The sequence below is a fragment of the Streptomyces sp. NBC_01003 genome (assembly GCF_045162695.1).
Taxonomy (GTDB): Bacteria; Actinomycetota; Actinomycetes; order Streptomycetales; family Streptomycetaceae; genus Streptomyces.
The window spans coordinates 7,015,886-7,039,784 of the sequence record NZ_CP108707.1; the positions used below are offsets into that span (position 1 = coordinate 7,015,886).

The 23,899-nt window shown below is 69.3% G+C and carries 18 protein-coding genes; 7 read left to right on the forward strand and 11 right to left on the reverse strand.

Translation table 11 applies throughout. From position 1 onward, the window contains the following. Positions 1-12: 12 nt before the first annotated feature. From OG698_RS31985 to panB, 3 genes are all read right to left on the reverse strand, one after another. On the reverse strand, positions 13-837 hold the full coding sequence (locus OG698_RS31985) for an ABC transporter permease (protein WP_100592061.1): 825 nt from the start codon (positions 835-837) through the stop codon (positions 13-15). Beyond that, a complete protein-coding gene (locus OG698_RS31990; protein WP_406107133.1) occupies positions 834-1,874 on the reverse strand; it encodes an ATP-binding cassette domain-containing protein in 1,041 nt (346 codons plus the stop codon). The genes OG698_RS31985 and OG698_RS31990 overlap by 4 nt, the downstream gene beginning before the upstream one ends. Before the next feature lie 183 nt (positions 1,875-2,057). Further along, entirely contained in the window at positions 2,058-2,933 is an 876-nt protein-coding gene (panB, locus tag OG698_RS31995; protein WP_100592063.1) for a 3-methyl-2-oxobutanoate hydroxymethyltransferase, read from the reverse strand. A 206-nt stretch (positions 2,934-3,139) separates the two neighbouring features. On the opposite strand from panB, the gene OG698_RS32000 reads away from it, so the two are divergent. From OG698_RS32000 to OG698_RS32015, 4 genes are all read left to right on the forward strand, one after another. Further along, positions 3,140-4,732, forward strand: coding sequence for an MFS transporter (locus tag OG698_RS32000; protein ID WP_406107135.1), 1,593 nt, complete (start codon positions 3,140-3,142; stop codon positions 4,730-4,732). An 85-nt stretch (positions 4,733-4,817) separates the two neighbouring features. Continuing rightward, entirely contained in the window at positions 4,818-5,420 is a 603-nt protein-coding gene (locus OG698_RS32005) for a TetR/AcrR family transcriptional regulator (RefSeq protein ID WP_399968608.1), read from the forward strand. A gap of 198 nt (positions 5,421-5,618) precedes the next feature. Next, positions 5,619-6,650, forward strand: coding sequence for an endonuclease/exonuclease/phosphatase family protein (locus tag OG698_RS32010; protein WP_329573815.1), 1,032 nt, complete (start codon positions 5,619-5,621; stop codon positions 6,648-6,650). A 170-nt stretch (positions 6,651-6,820) separates the two neighbouring features. Then, positions 6,821-8,080, forward strand: a complete 1,260-nt coding sequence (locus tag OG698_RS32015; RefSeq protein WP_406107136.1) for an MFS transporter — start codon at positions 6,821-6,823, stop codon at positions 8,078-8,080. A 77-nt stretch (positions 8,081-8,157) separates the two neighbouring features. Here OG698_RS32015 and OG698_RS32020 read toward each other — a convergent pair whose 3' ends face one another. From OG698_RS32020 to OG698_RS32040, 5 genes are all read right to left on the reverse strand, one after another. Further along, a complete protein-coding gene (locus OG698_RS32020; RefSeq protein ID WP_406107138.1) occupies positions 8,158-9,912 on the reverse strand; it encodes an NAD+ synthase in 1,755 nt (584 codons plus the stop codon). A 467-nt stretch (positions 9,913-10,379) separates the two neighbouring features. Then, complete coding sequence (locus OG698_RS32025; RefSeq protein WP_399968602.1) at positions 10,380-11,426, reverse strand: LacI family DNA-binding transcriptional regulator; 1,047 nt, start codon at positions 11,424-11,426, stop codon at positions 10,380-10,382. 73 nt (positions 11,427-11,499) lie between these two features. After that, positions 11,500-13,137 carry a sugar ABC transporter substrate-binding protein gene (locus OG698_RS32030; RefSeq protein ID WP_406107140.1) on the reverse strand — a complete coding sequence of 546 codons (1,638 nt, stop codon included), beginning with the start codon at positions 13,135-13,137 and terminating at the stop codon, positions 11,500-11,502. 49 nt (positions 13,138-13,186) lie between these two features. Continuing rightward, positions 13,187-14,095, reverse strand: a complete 909-nt coding sequence (locus OG698_RS32035; RefSeq protein WP_406107141.1) for a carbohydrate ABC transporter permease — start codon at positions 14,093-14,095, stop codon at positions 13,187-13,189. Further along, complete coding sequence (locus tag OG698_RS32040) at positions 14,092-14,946, reverse strand: ABC transporter permease (RefSeq protein ID WP_406111417.1); 855 nt, start codon at positions 14,944-14,946, stop codon at positions 14,092-14,094. The genes OG698_RS32035 and OG698_RS32040 overlap by 4 nt, the downstream gene beginning before the upstream one ends. Positions 14,947-15,291: 345 nt before the next feature. On the opposite strand from OG698_RS32040, the gene OG698_RS32045 reads away from it, so the two are divergent. Both OG698_RS32045 and OG698_RS32050 read left to right on the forward strand, forming a co-directional pair. Further along, a complete protein-coding gene (locus tag OG698_RS32045; RefSeq protein ID WP_406111419.1) occupies positions 15,292-16,266 on the forward strand; it encodes a hydroxyacid dehydrogenase in 975 nt (324 codons plus the stop codon). A 154-nt stretch (positions 16,267-16,420) separates the two neighbouring features. Beyond that, complete coding sequence (locus OG698_RS32050) at positions 16,421-18,418, forward strand: carbohydrate binding domain-containing protein (protein WP_406107143.1); 1,998 nt, start codon at positions 16,421-16,423, stop codon at positions 18,416-18,418. Between the two features lie 69 nt (positions 18,419-18,487). Here the strand turns inward: OG698_RS32050 and OG698_RS32055 are convergent, their stop codons facing one another. The 3 genes from OG698_RS32055 to OG698_RS32065 form a co-directional block, all read right to left on the reverse strand. Then, positions 18,488-20,434, reverse strand: a complete 1,947-nt coding sequence (locus tag OG698_RS32055) for a protease pro-enzyme activation domain-containing protein (protein ID WP_406107145.1) — start codon at positions 20,432-20,434, stop codon at positions 18,488-18,490. Positions 20,435-20,697: 263 nt separating this feature from the next. After that, a complete protein-coding gene (locus OG698_RS32060) occupies positions 20,698-21,315 on the reverse strand; it encodes a DUF305 domain-containing protein (RefSeq protein WP_406107146.1) in 618 nt (205 codons plus the stop codon). Continuing rightward, entirely contained in the window at positions 21,312-21,974 is a 663-nt protein-coding gene (locus tag OG698_RS32065) for a DUF3105 domain-containing protein (protein WP_100592075.1), read from the reverse strand. The genes OG698_RS32060 and OG698_RS32065 overlap by 4 nt, the downstream gene beginning before the upstream one ends. A 320-nt stretch (positions 21,975-22,294) precedes the next feature. Here OG698_RS32065 and glnA point away from each other — a divergent pair, with 320 nt between their 5' ends. Then, entirely contained in the window at positions 22,295-23,656 is a 1,362-nt protein-coding gene (gene glnA / locus OG698_RS32070; protein ID WP_100592577.1) for a type I glutamate--ammonia ligase, read from the forward strand. Positions 23,657-23,899: the final 243 nt, after the last annotated feature.

Consider the following 23,899-nt stretch of genomic DNA (forward strand, 5'->3'; position numbering starts at 1 on the left):
TCCGGGTGAACGTCAGTTCTTGGTACGGAACTTGTGGATCGCGATCGGAGCCATCACGAGCGTGAGGACCGCGGACCAGATCACCGTCACCCACACGTCGTGTGCCACCGGGCCGCCCACCATCAGGCCGCGCGCGGAGTCCGCGAGCGAGGAGAGCGGGTTGTAGTCGGTGAAGGCCTGGAGCCAGCCCGGCATCGACTGCGTCGGCGCGAAGATCGACGAACCGAACTGCAGCGGCATCAGGACCAGGAAGCCCATGCCCTGCACGGCCTGGGCGCTCTTCATCACGACGCCGAGCACCAGGAAGATCCACATGATGGACGTGCCGAAGAGGGCGGTGAGGCCCACGGCGGCGAACAGGCCGGGCCAGTTCGTGATGTCGAAGCCCACCAGGAGGCCGACGATCATCATGATCGTCGTCGCGATGAGGAGCCGCATCAGCTCCACCACGATCTTGGCGAAGAGGACCGAGCCCTGACCGATCGGCAGGGTCCGGAAACGGTCCATGATGCCGTTCTGGAAGTCCTGGTTGAACCCCGTGCCCACCGCCATGGCGATGTTCATGCTCATCATCGCCATCATGCCCGGGACCACGTACTGCACGTACTGGTCCTGGCCGCCGCCGAGCGCCTGGCCGATGGAGCCGCCGAAGACGTACACGAACAGGAGCGTGAAGACGATCGGCATCAGGACCGCGTCGAACATCGACTCCGGGTCCTGGCGGATCCACAGGAGATTGCGGCGGACGAGCGCGCCGGTGTGACGGATGTGGGAGCGCAGGGAGATGCGCGAGTCGGCCTCGAGATTCAGGGGAGGCGTCAGCGTGGTGGCGCTCATACGGCGGCCCCTTCGAGCTCGGAGGTACGGGTGTCGTCCTGCGGGGCACTGGCCTTCTGGCCGGTGATGGACAGGAACACCTCGTCCAGACTGGGCAGTTCGGTGGCGATCGAGCCGATCGTGATGCCGCGCGCGGTGACCGCGCCGACCACGGCGGTGAGCTGCTCGTCGCTGAGGATCGGGACCAGGACGGTGCCGGCCTCGGTGTCCACCGTCGACGTGGCGAGGCCCGTGAGGCCCATGTCGTCGAGGGCGGCGGCCAGCGGGCGCAGCTCCAGCGGGTCGACCGGGCGGATGCGCAGGGTGCGGCCGCCGACCTTCGCCTTCAGCTCGTCGATGGCGCCGCCCGCGATGACCTTCCCGCGGTCGATGACCGTCAGCTCGTTGGCGAGCTGCTCGGCCTCCTCCATGTACTGGGTGGTGAGGAGAACCGTGACGCCGTCGTTGACCATGCGCTTGACCTCGGCCCACACCTCGTTGCGCGTGCGGGGGTCGAGGCCGGTCGTCGGCTCGTCCAGGTAGAGGACGGCCGGGCTGCCGATCATCGACGCGGCGAGGTCGAGCCTGCGGCGCATGCCGCCGGAGTACGTCTTCGCCGGGCGCGTGGCGGCCTCGGTGAGGGAGAACCGCTCCAGGAGCGCGTCGGCGCGGGAGCGGGACTCCTTGCGGGACAGGTCGAGGAGGCGGCCGATCATGTACAGGTTCTCGCGGCCGGAGAGCTTCTCGTCGACCGCGGCGTACTGGCCGGTGAGGCCTATCACGCGGCGCAGCTGCCGGGGCTGCTTCGCCACGTCGTACCCGGCGACGAAGGCCGAGCCCGAGTCGGGGGTGACGAGGGTGGACAGGCAGCGGACGAGCGTGGTCTTGCCGGCGCCGTTCGGACCGAGCACGCCCATGACCGTGCCCTCGTGCACGTCCAGGTCCACGCCGTCCAGCGCCTTGGTCTCGCCGTAGTGCTTGACCAGCCCCCGCACGGTGACCGAGGCCGTCCGGCCGCCGTCATCACTGTGTGGGGGGTTCTTGTCGATTCGCGTCATGACGTACAAGGTGCCAGGTGCCACCGACAATTCACCGACAGGCGGCCGACAGCCCCGTGTACGGCACCTACAGAACGGCGACAGACGGGCAGTACGGAAGGGCGGCGGAACGGCAGCAGCCCGCCGACGGGGGAAGATCGGCGGGCCGCTGTGGTGCCACTTTGGTTCAGGTGGTGGTCCGGGTCAGTGGACCGAGTGCTCCTCCTGGGGGAACGTTCCGCCGACCACGTCCTGTGCGAACGCCTTCGCCGCCTCGCCCATGACGCCGCGCAGATCCGCGTACTGCTTCACGAAGCGCGGCATCTTGCCGCCGGTGAGGCCGAGCATGTCGGTCCACACGAGGACCTGGGCGTCGCACTCGGCGCCCGCGCCGATGCCGACCGTCGGGATGTTCAGGGACCGGGTGACCTCGGCGGCCAGTTCGGCCGGGACCAGTTCGAGGACGACGGCGAAGGCGCCGGCGTCCTGGGCGGCCTTGGCGTCACGCAGCAGTCGGTGCGCGTCCTCGTCGCCGCGGCCCTGGACGCGGTACCCCATGGTGTTCACGGACTGCGGGGTGAGGCCCAGGTGGGACATGACCGGGATGCCGGACTGCACGAGCAGCTCGGTCTGGGCGAGCGAGCGCTCGCCGCCCTCCAGCTTCACGGCGCCGACCCCGGCCTCCTTGACCAGACGCGTCGCGGACCGCAGGGCCTGTACGGGGCCCTCCTGGTACGAGCCGAAGGGGAGGTCACCGACGATGAGGGCGCGCTTGGTGCCCCGTACGACGGCGGCCGAGAGCATCGTCATCTCGTCGAGGGTGACGGGCACGGTGGTCTCGTACCCGAGGTGACAGTTGCCCGCGGAGTCGCCGACGAGCATGACCGGGATGCCGGCCTCGTCGAAGACGGACGCGGTCATCGCGTCGTAGGCCGTGAGCATGGGCCACTTCTCGCCGCGTTCCTTGGCGAGCGTGATGTCGCGCACCGTGATGCGCCGGTTGCTCTTGCCCCCGTACAGCGCCTTGCTGCCGCTGTTGCTGCTGTCGGGGTTGTTCTGGGCAGCCGAAAGCTGCGTCATCGCAACGGCTCCTTCTGTTGTCTCGAGGCGCCCTCACGGCGTCCCCGGATCCCCTCCATGGTGGCACCGCGTGCCGAGGAATGGCTAGGGGGGTGTCCGCCGGTCGGGTCACCCCGCGAGCGGGTAGCCCGTCGGGTTCGTAAAGTCTTCTTAAGGACTTCCGATACGAGACGGTCTCGTATCGGAACTGCCCTAGGGTGAGTCCCATGACCGCTCCTGACGTTCCCGAACCGCCGCGCATACCGGAGGCTGTGCACCGCCGCCGATGGGCGATCCTCGGCGTGCTGATGCTCAGCCTGTTGATAGTCGTGCTCGACAACTCCATCCTGAACGTCGCGATCAAGACGATCTCGACCCCGCCCCCCGTGGGCCTCGGAGCCACGCAGGGCGAGCTGGAGTGGGCGATCAACGCCTACACGCTGGTCTTCGCCGGTCTGCTCTTCACCGCGGGTCTGCTCGGTGACCGGCTCGGGCGCAAGAAGGTGCTCGTCGGCGGCCTCGTGGTCTTCGGCCTCGGCTCCGCCCTGGCCGCCGAGTCCGGCTCGCCGGTCCAGCTCATCATCTTCCGGGCGATCATGGGCATCGGCGCCGCCTTCGTGATGCCGGCGACGCTGGCCATCCTCATGAACGTCTTCGAGCGGGACGAGCAGCCCAAGGCCATCGGCATCTGGGCGGGCGGCGTCGGCATCGCCATCGCCATCGGCCCCATCACCGGCGGCCTGCTCCTCGACCACTTCTGGTGGGGCTCGGTCTTCCTGGTCAACGTGCCGATCGTGATCATCGCGGTCGTCCTGATGCTGGCTCTCGTGCCGGACTCCCGCGACCCCAACCCCGGCCGTATCGACCTGGTGGGCGTCGCCCTCTCCGTCGTCGGACTCGTCCTGCTCGTCTACGGCATCATCAAGGGCGGCCAGCTCGCCGACTTCACGGACCCCGCGGTCCTGCTGACCATCGCGGCCGGACTCGTCGTCCTCATCGGCTTCGTCCTGTACGAGAAGCGCAGCGACCACCCGTCCATCGACATCACGTACTTCAAGAACAAGGTGTTCTCCGCGGCGATCGCCGCCATCGCGCTCGTCTTCTTCGCGCTGATGGGCGTCACCTTCTTCTCGGTCTTCTACACCCAGAGCGTGCGCGGCTACTCGCCGCTGCAGACCGGCCTCCTGATGCTGCCGCTCGCCGCCGCCCAGCTGATCTTCGCGCCGCGCGCCCGGCTCGTCGTCGACCGCTTCGGCGTGCGCGCCACGACGACCGGCGGCCTGGTGATCCTCGCCGCGATGCTCGCCGCGTTCACGATCCTCGACGCGGACACGCCCATCTGGATCCTGGAAGTCATCTTCTTCCTCATGGGTATGGGCATGGCGCACGTCATGACCCCCACCAGCGTCGTCATCATGCAGGCCCTGCCGCGCGAGAAGGCGGGCTCCGCGTCCGCGCTGAGCAACACGTTCCGGCAGGTCGGCGGCGCCCTGGGTATCGCCGTACTCGGTTCCGTGCTGTCCACCGCGTACCGCAGCGGCATCGAGGACAAGCTCGGCCTGCTGCCCGCCGGACTGCGGCACACGGCGGGCGAGTCCATCGAGGCCACCCTCGGCGTCGCGGCGAAGCTCGGCCCGCGCGGCGACGCGCTGGTCGGCGCGGCCAACGACTCCTTCCTGCACGCCATGCACGTGACGGCCGTGTGCGGGGCCGGTATCGCGCTGGTCAGCGCCGTCGTCACCGTCCTGTTCCTGCCGGGGCGCCCGCCGCGGACCACGGCCGAGGAGAGCACGGAGGAGACCGTCGGGGCGGGTCGCTGACGTGCACCCGTCGTGGCGGGCCAGTGACCGGCTGAGACAATCGCCGGTACGCAGGGCTGCGGGAAGGCGGAGAGGCGGAGTGGTCGTGGACGTGGATGCGGGGCGCGCGGTGCGGGGGCGCCCGCGCAGCGAGGCCGTCGAGCGAGCCATCGTCGAGGGCGTCCTCAAGCTGATCGAGGACGGCGTCCCGCTCACCGACCTGTCCATCGAGCGGATCGCCCGCACCGCCGGCGTCGGCAAGGCGACCATCTACCGGCGCTGGTCCGGCAAGGAGGAGCTCTTCGTCGAGGTCCTGCGCATCATGGAGGAGCCCGATCCCGAGCTGCCGGGCACCTCGATGCGCGACGACCTGATCAGCCTCCTGGAGCACCTGCGCAGGCGCGGCGTCTCCCTGCGCTCCTCGGCCCTGCTGCACAACGTCTACGCGCAGATGAAGAGCCTGCCGAAGCTCTGGGACGCGTACCACGACACCGTGATCGAGCCGCGCCGCCGCGTCATGTTCGACGTGCTGCGGCGCGGCGTCGAGAACGGTGAGCTGCGCGCCGACATCGACATAGAGCTCATCAACGACTTCATAGTCGGGCCGATGCTGCTGCGCACGATCATCCGGCCCGACGCTCCGCTCGCCGACGACCTCTCCGAGCAGATCGTCGACTGCGCACTCGCCGGGATGCGGCCACAGGACTGAAGCTGCGGGGCCACCGGACTGAATATGCGCGTTTCGTCACAGAGGCCCCACGCGCGCCGCCGATCCGGAACCCCGGGCGCCGCTGCGCTCGTCCTCGTGTCCGTACGGCCGTCGTGGACGGCGAGGAGGGCGCCGATCATCCCCTAGGGTTTCAGGGCGAGGTCGGTGTGCACGGCAGGGCAGTGAGGCGACGACGGTATGGCGCAGGGGTTCAGGACGGAAACGGGTGGCGGCGGCTCGGGGCACCGGCCTTCCAGAGACCCGCTGCGCCGCCTGACCGGCGGGTGGCGCGGTGACCGGGGGATCTGGCGCCGCGGGGTGGTCCTCGCGGTACTGGCCGTTCTGGTCGCGCTCGTCATGCTCTTCCACGCGCAGATCCCCAACACCCTCGGAAACCTGGGCTCCCTCACCGAGACCTTCCTTCCCTGGCTCGGCGTGTTCGTGCCCGTCCTGCTCGTCCTGGCCGTCGTACGGAAATCCGCGACGGCCCTGATCGCGGTCCTGGTCCCGGCCATCGTCTGGCTCAACCTCTTCGGCGGGCTCCTCACCGACAAGACCGCCGGCGGCGGCGACCTGACCGTCGCCACGCACAACGTCAACGCGGAGAACCCCGACCCGACCGGCACCGCCGACGCCATCGCCGCCTCCGGGGCGCAGGTCGTCGCCCTGGAGGAGCTGACGGCCGACGCCGTTCCCGTCTACGGGAAGGCGCTCGCGAAGACATATCCGTACCACTCCGTCGCCGGGACCGTCGGGCTGTGGAGCAAGTACCCGCTGAGCGGGACACGGCCCGTCGACATCCAGCTCGGCTGGACGCGCGCCATGCGCACCACCGTCGCCACGCCCCAGGGCGATGTCGCCGTGTTCGTCGCGCACCTGCCGTCGGTCCGGGTCAAGATGCACGCCGGATTCACCGCCAGCCAGCGCGACACCTCCGCCGACGCGCTCGGCGAGGCCATCTCCGACGAGACGCTCGACAAGGTCATCCTGCTGGGCGACCTCAACGGCACGATGAACGACCGTGCGCTGAACGGCGTGACGTCCCAGATGCGGTCCACGCAGGGTGCCGCCGGCAGTGGGTTCGGGTTCAGCTGGCCGGCCTCGTTCCCCATGGCCCGCATCGACCAGATCATGGTCAAGGGTGTCGAGCCGGTCACATCGTGGACGCTGCCCGAGACCGGCAGCGATCATCTGCCGATCGCGGCGAAGGTCGATCTCACCCGGTCCTGACGTCGGCGTTCGCTCCCCACCCGCCGCGTTCGCTCTCCACACCCGCTCTTCATGCCGCGGCAGCCGGGGGCTCACCTCGCGGAACGGTTGGCGCGGGAGAGTTTGTTCCGGACGTAAACTTACGGATTCCCGCGTCTCCCGCCCGTCTTCCCGTGGAAGGTCCCTTTTTCATGCCCCTGGCCCTGCTCGCCCTCGCCGTGGGCGCCTTCGGCATCGGCACCACCGAGTTCGTGATGATGGGCCTCCTGCCCAACGTCGCGGACGATCTGCACATCTCCATCCCCTCCGCCGGTCACCTCGTCTCCGCGTACGCCCTCGGCGTCGTCATCGGCGCCCCGCTCCTCGCCGCCCTCACCGCGCGCATGCCCCGCCGACGCGTCCTCGTCGGGCTCATGGTGCTCTTCGTCGCCGGTAACGCCGTGTCCGCCGCCGCGCCCGACTATCACCTGCTCATGGCCGCGCGCTTCGTCAGCGGGCTGCCGCACGGCGCCTTCTTCGGCGTCGGCGCCGTCGTCGCCACCTCGCTCGTCGCGCCCGAGCGCAAGGCCCGCTCGGTGTCCCTGATGTTCCTCGGCCTCACCGTCGCCAACGTCATCGGCGTCCCCATCGCCACGCTCATGGGCCAGCAGCTCGGCTGGCGCGCCACGTTCCTCGCCGTCAGCGCCATCGGGCTCGCCGCGATCACCGCGCTCCTGCTCCTCGTCCCCGCCGACCACGGCCACGGCGAGAGCGGCGGGCTGCGCGGTGAGCTCAAGGCGCTCGGCTCCCTGCCCGTGTGGCTCTCCCTCGGTACCACCGTCGCCGGGTTCGGCGCGCTCTTCGCCGCGTACAGCTATGTCACGCCGATGCTCACCGGCACCGCCGGGTTCGCCGAGGCGAGCGTCACGCTGCTCCTCGCCCTGTTCGGCGTCGGCGCCACCGCCGGGAATCTGCTCGGCGGGCGGCTTGCCGATCGCTCCCTGCGCGGGACCCTGTTCGGGGGGCTTGTCTCGCTTGTCGTGGTGCTTGCGCTGTTCCCTGTGCTGATGCGGGCCGAGTGGAGTGCCGGGGTCGCCGTTGTGCTGCTCGGTATGGCCGCCTTCACCACCGGGTCCCCGCTTCAGCTCATGGTCATGGAGAAGGCCTCGGCCGCACCCTCCCTCGCCTCCTCCGCCAACCAGGCCGCCTTCAACCTCGCCAACGCCGGCGGCGCCTGGATCGGCGGGCTCGCCCTCGCCGCCGGGTTCGGGCTCACGTCCCCCGCGGTCGCCGGGGCCGCGCTCGCCGTCCTCGGGATCGGGGTGGCCGGAGTTGCCTATGGGGTCGACCTGCGTCGGTCCCGGGGCGTCGCCCCTTCCGCCACGGCGGGGCACGGGCTCCTCGTGGCCTCGCATCTGCCCGATGCCGCTTCTTCGGCTCCGGACGCGCCGGAGCCCACTCGTCGTCGGTGATGTGACGGGTGGGCTCCGGGGCTTGGGCTTGGACTCGGACTTGGGGGCTGGGGGCTGGGGGCTGGGGGCGGTGACTGTTACGCCGACTCCCGCCACCTGTTCGTGATCGGCAGGCGGCGGTCCTTGCCGAAGCCCTTTGCCGAGATCTTCGTGCCCGGCGGGTACTGGCGCCTCTTGTACTCCGCCGTGTCCACCATCCGCAGCGTCCTCGTCACCAGGTCCGCGTCGAACCCGGCCGCCACGATCGCGTCCGCGCCCCTGTCCCGGTCCACGTACATCGCCAGGATCGCGTCCAGCACCGGGTAGTCCGGCAGCGAGTCCGTGTCCACCTGGTCCGGGCGCAGCTCCGCGCTCGGCGGCTTCGTGATCGAGTTCTCCGGGATCGGGGGAGTCTGGCCGCGCTCCGCCGCCGCCCGGTTGCGCCACTCGGCCAGCCGGAAGACCGACGTCTTGTACACGTCCTTGATCGGGCCGTACGCGCCGACCGAGTCGCCGTACAGCGTCGAATAGCCCACCGCCAGCTCGGACTTGTTGCCCGGCGCGAGCACGATGTGGCCCTCCTGGTTGGACACCGCCATCAGCATCGTGCCGCGCAGCCTCGACTGGAGGTTCTCCTCCGCGAGGCCCGTCAGGCCCAGCGACCCCATGTACGCGTCGAACATCGGCTCGATCGGCACCGTACGGAAGTTGAGGCCCGTGCGGTTCGCGAGCTCCGCCGCGTCGCCCTTCGAGTGGTCCGAGGAGTACTTCGACGGCATCGCGATGCCGTACACGTTCTGCGCGCCCAGCGCGTCGCACGCGATCGCCGCCGTCAGCGCCGAGTCGATGCCGCCCGACAGGCCGATCAGTACCGAGCGGAAGCCGTTCTTCGCGGCGTAGGCGCGCAGGCCCACGACCAGCGCCGAGTAGACCTCCTCGTCGTCGTCCAGGCGGTCCGCGTAGCCGCCCGTCAGCTCCGGCTCGTACGCCGGGACGTGGTCCTCGGAGATCGTCAGGTGGTCGATGCGCAGGCCGTCGTCGACCGTCCCCGTCGGGGCCTGCGGCTTCGCCGCCGGGAGGTCCAGGTCCAGGACCACGCAACCCTCCGCGAACTGGGGTGCCCTGGCCACTACTTCGCCCGCCGCGTCCACCACGATCGAGTCGCCGTCGAAGACGAGCTCGTCCTGGCCGCCGATAGTGGCGACGTACGCCAGCGTGCAGCCCGCCTCCTGGGCGCGCTTGCGCACCAGGTCCAGGCGCGTGTCGTCCTTGTCCTGCTCGTACGGCGACGCGTTGATCGAGATCAGGAGGCCGGCGCCGGCGCTTCGGGTGGCCGGGACGCGGCCGCCGTCCTGCCAGAGGTCCTCGCAGATGGCGAGCGCCACGTCGATTCCGCGTACGCGGATCACGGGCATCGTGTCGCCCGGCACGAAGTAGCGGAACTCGTCGAAGACGCCGTAGTTCGGGAGGTGGTGCTTGGCGAACGTCAGGGCGACCCGGCCGTTGTGCAGGACCGCCGCGGCGTTCTGGGGGGCGCCTGCGGGCTGGCCGTACTTCGGCTGGGCCTTCTCCGAGCGGTCCAGATAGCCGACGATCACGGGGAGGTCGCCGTGGCCCTCGTCGGCGAGGCGCCTGGCCAGGGCGGTCAGTCCCTGGCGGGATGCCTCGACGAAGGACTCGCGCAGGGCGAGGTCCTCCACCGGGTAGCCGGTCAGGACCATCTCGGGGAACGCGACCAGGTGCGCTCCCTGTTCGGCGGAGTGCTTGGTCCAGCGGATGATCGCCTCGGCGTTCCCGGCGAGATCTCCGACGGTCGAGTCGATCTGATTCAGGGCGAGACGTAGTTGAGGCACTCGGCCAGTTTAATCGTCTGACTGACGCGATGTCCTCTCGGACTGGGGAGCGGAGGGGGTGGGTGTCGCTCGGTCGTCGGGTGCCGGGCTTCGTCGGCCGTTGTGTCGTCGGGTGCGGGCTGCTGCGTTTCGGGTGCCGGGTCGGTGGGGGTTGCTCGGCTTCGTTGTCGGGTGCGGGCTCGGTGGGGGCTGCTTCGTTGTCGGGTGCGGGCTCGGTGTGGGATCGCCAGGTGCGTTTTCGGGTGCGGGGCCGCGGGGGCATGTACGTGCTCGCTGTTCTATGGGTGCACGTCAGCCAGCTAATTGCCTGTACGTGGTGCTGGTGGCTGCGCGCGCACATGCCCCCACGTCCCCTCCCGTCTCGTACGCGGCTGACCGCCGGTGGGACTTCGCTGTCTCCGGCCTGTCTCGTACGCGGCTGTCCGCCCGGTGGGACTACCTGTCTTCGGTCAGGGCTCGTGCGGCGCTCAGTGGTGGTGGGGGCGGACGCTGTCTCTGATCACTATGTGTGTGCCCAGGAGGTGGCGTTGCTGGCCGGGGCGGGCCGTGCCTGTCAGGGCCAGTCTTACGGCCGTGCGGCCCATTTCCGCTGCCGGGATGTGCACCGTGGTGAGGCCGGGAGTGATGTCTGCTGCCACTGGGTCGTCGTTGTAGCCGACCACCGAGATGTCCTCGGGGACCCGTAGGCCCGCCTCCGCCAGTGCGCGGATCGCCGCTGCTGCCACGCGGTCGTCGCCCGCGAAGACCGCCGTGAAGTCCGGCTTGCCGTTGCACTTGTCCAGCAGGTCGCGCATCGCCTCGTAGCCGTGGTGCTGGCCGAAGCCGATGCCGTGCAGGATCGCGTCCGAGCGGGGGACGCCGTGGTCGTTCAGGGCTCTGAGGTAGCCCGTTACCCGGGCCTCGCCCGTGGTGTTGCCCGGCTGGTAGCCGATCATCGCGATCTTCCGGTGGCCGGCGCCCAGAAGGTGGCTCGTTATCGCGTGTGCGCCCGCGCCGTTGTCGTACTCCACCACGAGTGCGGGGACGTCGGGTGCCGGTGCCGGTCTGCCGCACAGGACCAGGCGCGAGCCCGCCGCCGCGAGTGCTTCCGCGTAGTGCGCCATTCGCTCGCGGTACTCGTCGTCCTCGATGACCCCGCCGACCAGGACCACGGCCTCCGCCGCCTGTTCCCGCATCATCTGGACCAGCGCCAGTTCGCGGGCCGGGTCGCCGCCCGTCGAGCAGACCAGGGTGAGTCTGTTGTGCTGGGCCGCTTCCATCTCCACGCCCTGCGCCACGGCCGCGTAGAACGAGCTGACCACGTCGAACATCAGGACCGCGATCGTCTTCCGTCCGGCGCCGGCGAGGGCTCGGGCGTGCGCGTTGACCACGTAGTCCAGGTCCTTGACCGCCCTTTGGACCTTGGCGCGCGAGGCCGCCGATGTCGGGTAGTTGCCTGCCAGGACCCGCGAAACAGTCGCGACCGAGACGCCCGCGCGCGCGGCCACATCACGGATGGTGACCCGCTCACCCACTGTTGTCTCTCCTCAACTTGCCCGTCCGGGGCGGGCGATGCCGCCCCGGACCATCATGGACGATGCCGTACGTTCAGTGCGCCGCCTCGTACTCCTTGGCGAATTCCTCCAGCGCCTGCTGTCCGCCCTGGTTGAGCCACTTCTTGTATACGGCGTCCCAGTCGGAGACCTTCCGGCGGCCCGCGACCGTGGCCGTCACGCCGTCGCTGATGATCTGGTCGAGCGTCGCGCCCTGCTTGTTGTACGTGTCCGACTGCAGGCCCCAGCGGTCGTTCGGCACCATCATCGGGACGACCTTCTGCTGCCATGTGTGCAGGCGCTTGACGATGTCCCCGTAGCCCGGCGCGTACAGGACCTGGGGCGCGTCGCTGAGGTACACGAACGGCAGGTTCACCTTCGACTCGACCAGGCCGAGCGGTGTCGCTATCGGGTTGTTGTCCTTGTCCCGCTTGAAGTGCGTTCCCTCCAGGCCGAAGTGCACCAGCTCGTACTCCTCGGTCCCGAACGGTGAGGCCAGGTAGTCGAGGATCCGCAGCATCAGCTTCACGCGGTCCTTCGATGCCTTCTTGATCACCGTGTAGCCGAAGATGCCCTGCGACTGCTGGTAGCCCGGTGTGGTGTTTTCGGGGGTGTAGGGGACCAGCGCGTCCAGGTCGAAGGCGTTCTTGATGCCCTGTGCCGAGCCGGGGTAGGAGAGGAAGCCGTCCGTCATGGAGAGGACCGTGCCGTTCCAGAACTGCGTCTTCAGGTCCACCTGCGAGACGGATGTTGCTTCCGGGTAGTACGCGCCGGCCTTGCGCAGGTTCGACATGAACTCGAGCGTGGTCTTGAACTCGTCCGTGCTCGCGAAGAACGTCGCCTTGTTGTCCTTGATGCGCCACTGGTTCGGCGCTCCGTGCCACGTGGCGTGTGTCTTGAAGCCGAAGTACGCGGTTGACGAGGCGCCGAGGGCCCATTTCTTGGCTGTTGTTGCTTCCTTGGCCATTGCTGTGAAGTCGTCGGCGGACATGCCCGGCTTGTAGCCCGCCTTCGCGAACGCCTGGCCGTTGAAGTACATCGTGTCCTGCGGCTTCGGGCGCTCCACCGGGACTCCGAAGATCCGGCCCGAGATCCGGCCCATGCCCTGCCAGGCGTACGTCGGGATGCCCGCCAGGTTCGGGTAGTCCTTCACCGCGTCGCCCGACAGGTACTCGGTGAGGTCCGCGCAGCGGGTCTTCACGAACTGCGCCTCGCGCGGCAGGACGTAGCCGCCGCCGATGTTGATGATGTCCGGCAGGTCGTCGCCCGCGAACAGCGTCGCCATCTTGGTGCGGAAGTCCGCGTCCGGGACCACGGTGAACTCGACGTCCACGCCGAGTGCTTCGTTGATCGCCGCCCACAGCTTGTTCTGCGCCGCCGGCTTCGGCGGGGTGCCGTACGTGATGGAGAGGACCTTGATCTTCTCCTTGCCCGTGCCGGGCTTCTCCGCGACGGCCTTGACCAGCTTCGCGGGGTACGTGGTGTAGCCCGCCTGGACGCCCTCCGCGGTGGCCGCCAGGTCCGGCTTCGCGCCGGTGGCGGGGGTGAACGTCGGCCACGCGGCCGCCTTCTTGCCCGCGTTGGAGACGGAACCGCCGCCACCCGAGTCGGTGGAACAGGCGGTCAGGAAGGACGGGGCGGCCAGAGCGGCGCCGCCGACGGCTATGGAACGCAGCAGGGTGCGACGCGACATCGAAGAACCGGACACGTGAGTGGACCCTTCGGGAAAGGTGGGCAGCTGGCTAGCTTTTGACGGCGCCGGTGAGCACGCCCTTGGTGAAGTACTTCTGGAGGAACGGGTAGACGAGGAGGATCGGGACGGTGGCGATCACCAGGACCGCCATCTGCGTCGTCTGCGGGGCCGAGACCATGCCGGCCTCACTGAGGCCCGTGTCGGAGATCTGCGCGCCGCCGATCACGTAGGTGCGCAGGACCTGCGAGAGCGGCCAGTGGTCGGACTCCAGGTAGATCGAGGCGTTGAACCAGGCGTTCCAGTAGCTCACCGCGTAGAACAGGCCGACCACCGCCAGGGCCGCCTTGGACAGCGGGAGCACGATCCGCCAGAACACCGTCCAGTCGCCCGCCCCGTCCAGGCGCGCCGCCTCGTACAGCTCCTCCGGTATTCCCTGGAAGAAGCCCCGCAGGACCACCAGGTTGAAGACGTTGATCAGGACGGGGGCGATGAGGGCCGCGTACATGTTCTGCAGTCCCAGGCCCTTGACCAGGAGGAACGCCGGGATCATGCCCGGGGGGAAGAGGAACGTGAAGAGGATTACGAGGAGGACCGGTTTGCCTCCCAGGACTCCTGGGCGGCTGAGGGCGTAGGCCAGGAAGGACGTGCATGCCAGGGACGCCAGGGTGCCTATCAGCGTCACGCCGATGCTTACGCCCAGCGCCTTGGTGACGATCCCGCCGCTGAGGATGTTGCGATACGCCCTCAGGGTCGGGTCCGTGGGCCACAGGACCCAGCCGCCGTTGGCCACCACCTCTTTGTTCGAGGCCAGTGACGTGGAGATGATCACCAGGAACGGGATCAGGACCAGGGCCAGGACGACTGTTATCGCGACCGCTTTGGCTGCCTGGGTGGCGGGTTTGGGGTTCTCCTTCCACGCCGGGCGCGTGGGGGTTTTGGGGTGCGTGGTTGTGGTCATTTGTAGATCCCCTGTTCGCCCAGCTTGTGCGCCACCCGGTTCGCCGTGAAGACGAGCACCGCGCCCACCACGCCCTTGAACAGGCCCGCCGCTGCCGCGTATCCGGTGTCCCCGCCGACAATTCCCTGCCAGAACACGAACGTGTCCAGGACCTCGCCCACCTCGGGTCCCACCGACTGGCGCTGGAGCAGCATCTGTTCGAAGCCGACCGACAGGATGTCGCCGAGCCGCATGATCAGGAGCAGCACGATGATCGGGCGGATGGACGGCAGCGTGACGTGCCAGAAGCGGCGCCAGGGGCCCGCGCCGTCGATCGCCGCCGCCTCGTACTGCTGCTCGTCGACCTGCATCAGCGCCGCGAGGAAGATGATCGTGCCCCAGCCGGCGTCCTTCCAGACCACCTCGGCCACCACCAGCGGACGGTACGCGTCCGGGTTGCCGATGATGTCGACCGTGTGGATCCCCGTGTCGCCCAGGAACGAGTTCAACAAGCCTGTGTCGGACAGGACTTGCTGGAACAGCGCCACCACGATCACCCAGGAGAGGAAGTGCGGCAGATAGACCACCGACTGCACGAAGCGGCGCAGGAAATCCGACGTCAGGCTGTGCAGGAGCAGGGCGATGGCCAGGGGGATCGGGAAGAAGAACGTCAGCTGGAGCACCGCTATGTAGAAGGTGTTCCACGTCGCGTGCCAGAAGTCGGCGTCGCCGAACATCCGGGTGAAGTTCTCGAAGCCCACCCACGGGCTCGCCCAGAGGCCGTCGAACGGGACGTACTCCTTGAACGCCACGACGTTGCCGACGAAGGCGCCGTAGTGGAACAGCAGGAAGTAGGCCAGGCCCGGGAGCATGAGCAGCAGGAAGGTGCGGCTGCTCCGAAACCGTTTCCAGAAGCTGTCCTGCCTGGGTTTGTGCGTCTTTGACCCGCTGCCCGGGGTGCCGGGGGGCTTCACCGCCTCGGTCTCGGGCCTGTCCTTCGCCACCGTGGGCACGGAAACCCCTCCGTCGTTGGAACAAGGTGAGCGGGAATCTAAAACGGTTACTACGCCGGGTCAACCCCCTTGTCTCCGGGATCTCTTGACCATCTCTCAGCGTTGGACCTAGCCTCCTGGCATCTTGAGGTAACCGGTTTCTATAGATCTGCAGCTGGAGGGTGGTAGCGCGTGGCAGCACACCGACCGATCGCGGCACTGGCCATGGACGCCGAGGTGCTCGACCGGGTCATCCCGTCGGACCTGCGGCAACGGCTCGGGCGGTGCGCCGACCTCGCGCCCGTTCCGCTGACCGGGCCGCTCGGCACCCCCGAGGCCCGCGCGGTCCTCTCCGGAGTCGAGGTGCTGATCACCGGCTGGGGCTGCCCGCAGCTCACCGCGGACGTTCTGGCGCACGCGCCCCGGCTCCGCGCCGTCGTGCACGCCGCCGGATCGGTCAAGCCCGTCGTCTCGGATGCCCTGTGGGAGCGGCCCGGCATCACCGTGTCCTCCGCCGCCGACGCCAACGCGGGCCCCGTCGTCGCCTTCACACTCGCCGCGATCACCTTCGCCGCGAAGAAGGCGCTGCCCGTCGCCGCCCGCTACTCCGGCGGCTGGCCCGGCTTCACCGCGCGCGAGGGCGCCGACGGTCGCGTCGTCGGGATCATCGGCGCCTCCCGCATCGGCCGGCGCGTGATCGCCGGGCTGCGCGCCTCGGATGCGGGGTATCGGATCCTGCTCACCGATCCGTACGTCGGTGAAGGCGATGCCGCCGCGCTCGGCGTCGAGCTCGTCGAGCTGTCCGAGCTCTGCCGGCGCAGCTCCATCGTGAGCGTGCACGCGCCTCAACTGCCCGAGACGCGTGGGTTGTTGGGGGAGGAGATGCTGAAGCTCGTGGCTGATGGTGGTGTCGTTGTGAACACCGCTCGGGGGTCGCTCGTCGACACCGAGGCGCTCGCTCGTGAGTGCGCCTCGGGCCGACTCGATGCATTTCTCGATGTCACCGACCCCGAACCGCTGCCCGCCGGGCATCCGCTGCTCACCCTTCCCAACGTCCTGGTCACCCCGCACATGGCGGGCGCGCAGGGCAGCGAGGTGCGCCGACTGGGGTTGTACGCGGTGGAGGAGGCCGAGCGGTTCGCGCGCGGTGAGGAGCTGCTCGGGCGGCTTTCACGGGGGGATCTTTCGCGGCTCGCCTGAGGGGCGGCGGCTGGGGTGCCGGGTGTGGGGTGGGGGTCTCCGGGGAGTGGAGTGCGTCTGGTGAATGTAACCGTTTCCCGTCGGGCCCATTGACCTCAACCACCTTGCTGGGCACGGTACTTGCCGAACGCCTCTCCTATCCCGAGGAGCAAGAATGGCACCGGTTACATCCGGGCTCCGAAGAGCCTGCACCACGCTCGCGGCGGGTCTCGCGCTCGCCGCCTCCGCCCTCGCCACCCCGCCTGGCGCCCAGGCCGCCGGGTCCGCGCACCCCGGCCATCCACCCCACCCCTCGCAGTCCGCGAGCACCCCCTACTACGTGGACTGTTCCGCCGCCGCGAACGGCGACGGCAGCCTCGGCGCGCCCTACAACAGCCTCGCCGCGGCCAACGCCGTCACCTACGGCCCCGGCGACCGGCTCTACTTCAAGCGCGGAGCCACCTGCCGCGGTCAGCTCAAGCCCGCCGGATCGGGCTCCGCGGCCGCCCCCGTCAGGGTCGCCCCCTACGGCTCCGGCGGCGCTCGGCCCGTGATCGAGGGCGGCGGCACCGTCTACGCAGCCGTCCATCTGCTCAATGTCGAGCAGTGGGAGATCCGTGGTCTGGAGGTCACCAACAAGGGCGCCACGGAAGCCGAGCGCAACGGCATCCTCGTCGAGCTCGCCGACCACGGCACCGGCACCCACTATGTCCTCGACGACGTCTACGTCCACGACGTCAACGGCGGCGACACCAAGAGCAGCAACGGCATCCAGTTCCGCGTCTCCGGCACCGTGACGCCGACCCGCTTCGACGACGTACTCGTCCAGAACAGTGAGATCTACAAGGTCGACCGCGAGGGCCTGACCACCCAGTCCAGCTGGGCCTGCCGAGCCGTCTACGGGTGCACGAGCGGTCCCGCGTGGACCGCGAGTACGCGTGTCGTGTTCCGCGGCAACAAGATCCACGACATCGGCGGCGACGGCATGGTCGTCCGCGTGACCCGGGACGCGCTGGCCGAGCACAACGAGGCGTACGACATCTGGATGCGCTCGGCCGGCAACAACGCGGGCCTGTGGACCATCAACAGTGACGGGACCGTCTTCCAGTACAACGAGGTCCACCATGTGCGCCGCACGGCGGGTATGAACGACGGCATGGCCTTCGACGCCGACTTCGGCACGCGCGGCGCCCTCTTCCAGTACAACTACAGCCACGACAACGAGGGCGGCTTCCTGCTGTTGTGCGGGGCCTGCGGCAGCGGCGCCGACACGGCCGGTACGGTCGCGCGTTACAACCTCTCCGTCAACGACGGCTCGCGCATCCTGTACGCCGTCGGCGACGCGGCCGCTCAGATCCTCAACAACACCTTCTACATGGGGGCCGGTTCCACCACGTCGGTCGTGGAGAGCAGTGGTGGGGCGTCCACCACGCTGTGGAGCAACAACATCTTCTACAACCTCGGCACCGGCAGATACGGCGGCAAGCCCGCCGAGCACACCTGGCGCAACAACGTCATGTACGGCAACCACCCGGCGTCCGAGCCCGCCGACCCCGGCAAGGTGACCGCCGACCCGCTCCTCGCCGACCCGGGCTCCGCCGATCCCGCGGGGTACAAGCTGAAGGCCGGATCCCCGGCGCGCGGCGCCGGGCAGGTCACCACCGGCTCCGGCGGCAAGGACTACTTCGGCTCTCCCGCGCCCGTCGCCTGCCGTCCCGACATCGGCGCCCACCAGGTCTCCGCGTTTGATGACGCCGCCTGTTCGGGCGGGACCAACCTGGTCGCCAACCCCGGCTTCGAGACGGGCGTCTCGCCCTGGGCGCCCTCGGGGGCCGTCGCGGCCGACACCGCGAATCCGCACGGGGGCGGCTCCAGCCTGCGCGTCTCGGGGACCCCGAGCACGGCCGAGCAGAAGATCACCGTCGCGCCGAACACCACGTACACGCTCTCCGGCTGGGGGCGCGTCGACGCGTACGACACCCAACTCGCCGTGGGAGTGAAGAACTTCGGCGGGTCAGAGACCCGGATTCCCGCCTTCAGCGCCTTCGGGTGGCGCACCGGCAGCATCACCTTCACCACGGGCGCCACCAATACCTCGGCGACCCTCTACTGCTACACCCGCACCGGCAAGGGCAGCGGCTGGTGCGACGACCTGAAGGTCGTCAAGCAGTAGGGAACGGAAGGGAATTGAGGGCGGCGCCCGCCCCGGGGATGTCCCGGGGCGGGCGCCGCCCTCCTCGGGTCAGCGACGGCCGAAGGACGTCACATAGCCCGGCGCCGGCGAGCCGACACCCGTCACGTCGTCGTAGCCGCGGACCGCCTTGAGCGAGCTGTCCTTGCCGAGGCTGCGCACGGAGGTCAGCAGGCCGTCGGCCGCGTCGAACCCGTTCGCGTAGTCGACGCGGACCACCGCGAGGTCACGGCCGGTCGGCTTGTCCGTCACGTCGTGGTAGATCTTCGAGCCGGAGCGGTCGTAGATCGCCGGGTTGGCGAAGCCGAGCGCGTGCCCGCCGCGGGCCTCCTGGACCAGTGCCTGCACACCCGCGATGACGGGCGCCGCCAGCGACGTGCCGCCGATGCGGTACTCGTCGTACTTGAGCGAGCCGTCGGGGAACGTCTGCGACTGGCCGACGAGGAAGCCGGTGTTCGGGTCGGCCACCGCGGAGATGTCCGGCACCGTACGCATCTTCTGCGAGCCGCCGTTGGCGCGCGCCAGTGAGTTCGGGACGACACCGCTCTGGTAGAACGGCTGCTTCACCGTCTTGCTGGTGCCGCCGCCCGCACCCGAGGTGTATGCCCCGGGGAAGGCGTCCCAGCTCTTGCCGTCGGCCGACAGGTTGGCCTTGAGCGTGCCCCAGCCGGTCTCGAACTGGTACTCGTCGCCCTTGCCGACGGCCAGCGACGTACCGCCGACGGACGTCACCCACGCCGAGTTGGCCGGCACGTCGACCTGCTTCGTGCCGGTGTTCGCCACCTCGTCGCCGTTGTCGCCGGACGAGAAGTAGAAGCCGATTCCCTCGATCGCGCCGTACTGGAAGATCTGGTCGTACGCGGCGGCGAGGTCGGGGGTCTGGTTGGCCTCGATGTCGCCCCACGAGTTCGACACGATGTCGGCGAGGTGGCCGTCGACGATCTTGCCGAGCGAGTCGAGCAGCGCGTCGTCGTAGCAGGACGCGGCGCCGACGTAGGTGATGTCGGCCGCGGGAGCCACGGCGTGCACGGCCTCGACGTCGAGGGTCTCCTCGCCGTACCAGCCGGACGCCCCGCACTCCTCGGTCTTGGTGTAGTCCGCGGGCAGGACCTGCTTCAGCTGGCCGCTGCGGTAGGCCGCGTCACCGTTGCGCTTGGCGTAGGTGGCCGCGTCCTTCGCGATGGTCGGCGAGGCGTACGCGTCGGTGATGGCGACGCGGACCCCCTTGCCGGTCTTCTTGCCGGCGCCGTAGGCGGCACGCAGCTGCTTGCCGGTGTAGCCCTTCACGGCGTACGGGGCCTTCTGGCCGTACGCGGACGGCAGGGTGCTCGCCGTCTTCGAGCCGTAGTACGACGAGAAGGGGCCGGCGTTGTGGAACACGGCGTCCGGCGGCGGCAGCGTCTCGTCGTGGTTCGCCTTGTGCGGCGCGCTGTCCAGGCCGGTCACGGTGAGGACCGCGCCGTTCAGGGACGCGGGCACCGTCGCGGCGGCCGTGGGTGCGCGGTAGGTGTGCTTGCCCTTGGCGTAGTTGTGCAGCTGGGCGCCGAACGCCTTCTCGGCGGCGGCGACTTCGCCCGAGACGGAGATGTAGTGCTTGCTGACGTCGGTCACGGTGAGGCCCGAGGACTCGAGCCACTTCGTGACCTCGGCTATCTGGGCCTTGGTCGCGCCGAAGCGGGCCTGGGCCTGCTTTGCGCTGAGGTGCTTGCCGTACGACGCCGACTGCGGGTCGGACACGGCTTTCGCGTACGCCGCGAGGCCCGCCGCGTCGCGCCCTGCGAGGTAGACGCGGGCGTGCACGGTGGAGCTGTTCGACGCGGCACCCTGGTCGGCCTTGGCCGTGGCCCACAGCGGCTTGGTGCCGGTCAGTGCGTCGCGGGCGCCCGGGTTCGGGTCGGCCTGGGCGACAGGTGCTGCGATGGCGAGCGCGCCGGCGAGCAGTGGCAGTGTCGCTGCCAGGCTGAGCCCGGCGCGGGCCGCGGCACGGGTGGATCTCATACAACCCCCTGCGATGTGGTTCGTCGCGTGTGGCGACTGTGATGCGCGTGCGCTGGATCGACCTGCGCACGCAACTGATCACTGTTGCGTCGAACCGTTCATGCAAGGGGAATGGAAGCGCCAAGAAGAGCCCAAGGAACGCCATTCGAGGGCGATTTGGGGCGGTACGTGATCGGGGCGGGGGTTTCCCTCAGGTATTCCCGGGGTTTCCCTTCCTGCGACCCGTCCTTCGGCCTGCCCTTCGACCTGTCCTTCGACCTGCCTTACGACCTGTCCTTCAACATCCCCGCCATCAGGTCGAGTTCCGACTTCTGCGAGGCGACCATGCCCGACGCGAGCCGCTTCTCCACCCCGACCCCGCAGCGCTCGACGCACCCCTCGGCCATATGGACGCCGCCCTTGTGGTGCGCGGTCATCAGCTGGAGGTACAGCACCTCGGCCCGCTTGCCGCTCGCCTTGCGGAGCTCGTCGAGCTGTGTGTTCGTGGCCATGCCCGGCATCAGCGCGCCGTCCCGTCCCGGCGGCATGTCACCCATGCCCATCCAGGACATCGGCGGCTTCGCGGACACCTTCGGCAGCCCCCACAGGTCGAGCCAGCCGAGCAGCATGCCCCGCTGGTTGGCCTGCGTCTGCGCGATGTCGTAGGCGAGGCGGCGCACCTCCTCGTCCTTCGTGCGGTCGCGCACGATGTACGACATCTCGACGGCCTGCTGATGGTGGACCGCCATGTCCCGCGCGAACCCGGCGTCGGCCGACTCGGTGCCCGGCACCCGCACGGCCGACGAACCGCCGTCGTCCCCGTCGGCGACCGCGTACGTGACCGCCCCGCCCGCGACGAGCACCGCCGCCACGGCCGGCGCGATCCAGGCCGCGCGCCTCACTGGGACAGGCCGTTGGTGCAGGCGGCACCGGGCTCGGGGGTCTGCTTGCCCTGGACGAACGTCGAGAAGAACGAGGCCACGTCCGGGTCGGTGGCGCTCTTCACGGTCCGCTGGTGGCCCCAGGCGCTCAGCATGATCGGGTCCTTCTGGTCCTGGTCCGGGCTCATCAGCGAGTACGGCGTCTGGCGCACCTTCGCCGCGAGCTTCTGCACGTCACCCGGGTCGGCCTTGTCCGTGTACGTCACCCAGACCGCGCCGTGCTCCAGGGCGTGCACCGCGTTCTCGTTCGGGATCGCCTTCTTGTAGACGTCGCCGTTGCAGTTCATCCAGACCTGGTTGTGGTCCCCGCCCACCGGCGGCGTCATCGGGTACGTCACCTTCTTCGCGACGTGGTTGCGGTCCAGCTTCCCGGTCCAGGTCTTCACGCCGTCCGAGCCGGTCTTGAACGACCCGGCCGACGACTTCGCGTCCGCCGTGTCCTTCGAGTCGTCACCCTTCATGAGGGCCCACGCCCCGAATCCGGCGAGGCACACGACCACGACGGCGCTGACTACGACGACGAGGACGCGGCGCAGGCGCTCGCGGGAGCGCTCGGCGCGGCGCATCTCCTCTATTCGGGCCTTGCGCGTCGCGGAGCCGGTGTTCTTGGCGGAACCCATGGTGAGTCCTTCTGGGAAAGGGACGGGACGGCTGAACGGGTCCGCTGATCGTAGTGGGGAGCGGGGGGCCGTTGCCATGCCGTGTAGCCGGTGCTGCGGACGGCAGGGACTATGGGACGAGGGGCCCCAGCAGGCACTATGGGCACGGAGTCGTATACATCTGCCGTTCGCACGATGTTCGGGCCCGGGTCGGCCAGTCGATCAAGGTCGGCAACGCGCATGAAACGGTGATGTGGTGGGATGCTCAGGAGCCTGCCGACGGTGTCCCGCAGGGCGCGGACGCAGGCGGCCTGACCAGCAAGGATGGGTGGAAGCGGAAGATGGACAAGCAGCAGGAATTCGTGCTCCGGACGCTCGAGGAGCGGGATATCCGGTTCGTCCGCCTGTGGTTCACGGATGTCCTCGGCTTCCTGAAGTCGGTGGCCGTGGCCCCGGCGGAGCTGGAGCAGGCCTTCGACGAGGGCATCGGCTTCGACGGCTCCGCGATCGAGGGCTTCGCCCGCGTGTACGAGTCCGACATGATCGCCAAGCCCGACCCGTCGACCTTCCAGGTGCTGCCCTGGCGCGCCGAGGCCCCGGGCACCGCGCGGATGTTCTGCGACATCCTGATGCCCGACGGCTCCCCGTCGTTCGCGGACCCGCGCTACGTGCTGAAGCGGGCCCTGGCCAAGACCTCGGACCTGGGCTTCACCTTCTACACGCACCCCGAGATCGAGTTCTTCCTCCTCAAGAACAAGCCGCTCGACGGCTCCCGCCCCACCCCGGCCGACAACTCCGGCTACTTCGACCACACCCCGCAGAACGTCGGCATGGACTTCCGCCGCCAGGCGATCACCATGCTCGAGTCCATGGGCATCTCGGTCGAGTTCAGCCACCACGAGGGCGCCCCCGGCCAGCAGGAGATCGACCTGCGGTACGCCGACGCGCTGTCCACGGCCGACAACATCATGACGTTCCGCCTCGTCATGAAGCAGGTGGCGCTGGAGCAGGGCGTGCAGGCGACCTTCATGCCGAAGCCGTTCTCCGACCACCCCGGCTCCGGCATGCACACGCACCTGTCCCTCTTCGAGGGCGACCGCAACGCGTTCTACGAGTCCGGCTCCGAGTACCAGCTGTCCAAGGTCGGCCGCTCCTTCATCGCGGGCCTGCTCAAGCACGCCGCCGAGATCTCCGCCGTCACCAACCAGTGGGTCAACTCCTACAAGCGCATCTGGGGCGGCGGCGGCCGCACCGCCGGCGCCGGCGGCGAGGCGCCCTCGTACATCTGCTGGGGCCACAACAACCGCTCGGCCCTGATCCGCGTCCCGATGTACAAGCCCGGCAAGACCGGCTCCGCGCGCGTCGAGGTCCGCTCGATCGACTCGGGCGCGAACCCGTACCTGACGTACGCCGTGCTGCTCGCCGCCGGACTCAAGGGCATCGAGGAGGGCTACGAGCTCCCGCCGGGCGCCGACGACGACGTGTGGGCCCTGTCCGACGCCGAGCGCCGCGCCATGGGCATCGAGCCGCTCCCGCAGAACCTCGGCGAGGCGATCGCCCTCATGGAGCGCAGCGAACTCGTCGCCGAGACGCTGGGCGAGCACGTGTACGACTTCTTCCTGCGCAACAAGAAGCAGGAGTGGGAGGAGTACCGCTCCGAGGTGACGGCCTTCGAGCTGCGGAAGAACCTGCCGGTGCTGTAAGGGCAGGTCAGAGCGGTTTCGCGCCGCGTCGAGCCTCTGGGGCCGTCGGTCTATGACCGGCGGCCCCGTCGCGTGCGCCGGGGGCTGGGCCGTCTGTGGGCCGTGGGCCGGCGGATCGGGCCTGCGGCACTGTTCGCTGCCACGCTTCGAGGGGCTCGGCCGGGATCGGCCCGCTGCCTTCGGCCGCAGCCTCGGTTCCTGAGCTCATGGGAGAAGTCCCGGCAAGCGGTCACGTTCAGCGCA

Coding starts and splice junctions, on each gene's coding strand:
- OG698_RS32040 (WP_406111417.1), bottom strand. CDS start 14,946: ATGCTCCCGGGCCTGGCCTACTTCCTGCTGTTCCACTACGGCGCCTTC.
- OG698_RS32030 (WP_406107140.1), bottom strand. CDS start 13,137: ATGTCGCGTCGCACCCTGCTGCGTTCCATAGCCGTCGGCGGCGCCGCT.
- glnA (WP_100592577.1), top strand. CDS start 22,295: ATGGACAAGCAGCAGGAATTCGTGCTCCGGACGCTCGAGGAGCGGGAT.
- OG698_RS32035 (WP_406107141.1), bottom strand. CDS start 14,095: ATGACCACAACCACGCACCCCAAAACCCCCACGCGCCCGGCGTGGAAG.
- OG698_RS32010 (WP_329573815.1), top strand. CDS start 5,619: ATGGCGCAGGGGTTCAGGACGGAAACGGGTGGCGGCGGCTCGGGGCAC.
- OG698_RS32065 (WP_100592075.1), bottom strand. CDS start 21,974: ATGGGTTCCGCCAAGAACACCGGCTCCGCGACGCGCAAGGCCCGAATA.
- OG698_RS32015 (WP_406107136.1), top strand. CDS start 6,821: ATGCCCCTGGCCCTGCTCGCCCTCGCCGTGGGCGCCTTCGGCATCGGC.
- OG698_RS32055 (WP_406107145.1), bottom strand. CDS start 20,434: ATGAGATCCACCCGTGCCGCGGCCCGCGCCGGGCTCAGCCTGGCAGCG.
- panB (WP_100592063.1), bottom strand. CDS start 2,933: ATGACGCAGCTTTCGGCTGCCCAGAACAACCCCGACAGCAGCAACAGC.
- OG698_RS32000 (WP_406107135.1), top strand. CDS start 3,140: ATGACCGCTCCTGACGTTCCCGAACCGCCGCGCATACCGGAGGCTGTG.
- OG698_RS31990 (WP_406107133.1), bottom strand. CDS start 1,874: ATGACGCGAATCGACAAGAACCCCCCACACAGTGATGACGGCGGCCGG.
- OG698_RS32050 (WP_406107143.1), top strand. CDS start 16,421: ATGGCACCGGTTACATCCGGGCTCCGAAGAGCCTGCACCACGCTCGCG.
- OG698_RS31985 (WP_100592061.1), bottom strand. CDS start 837: ATGAGCGCCACCACGCTGACGCCTCCCCTGAATCTCGAGGCCGACTCG.
- OG698_RS32045 (WP_406111419.1), top strand. CDS start 15,292: ATGGACGCCGAGGTGCTCGACCGGGTCATCCCGTCGGACCTGCGGCAA.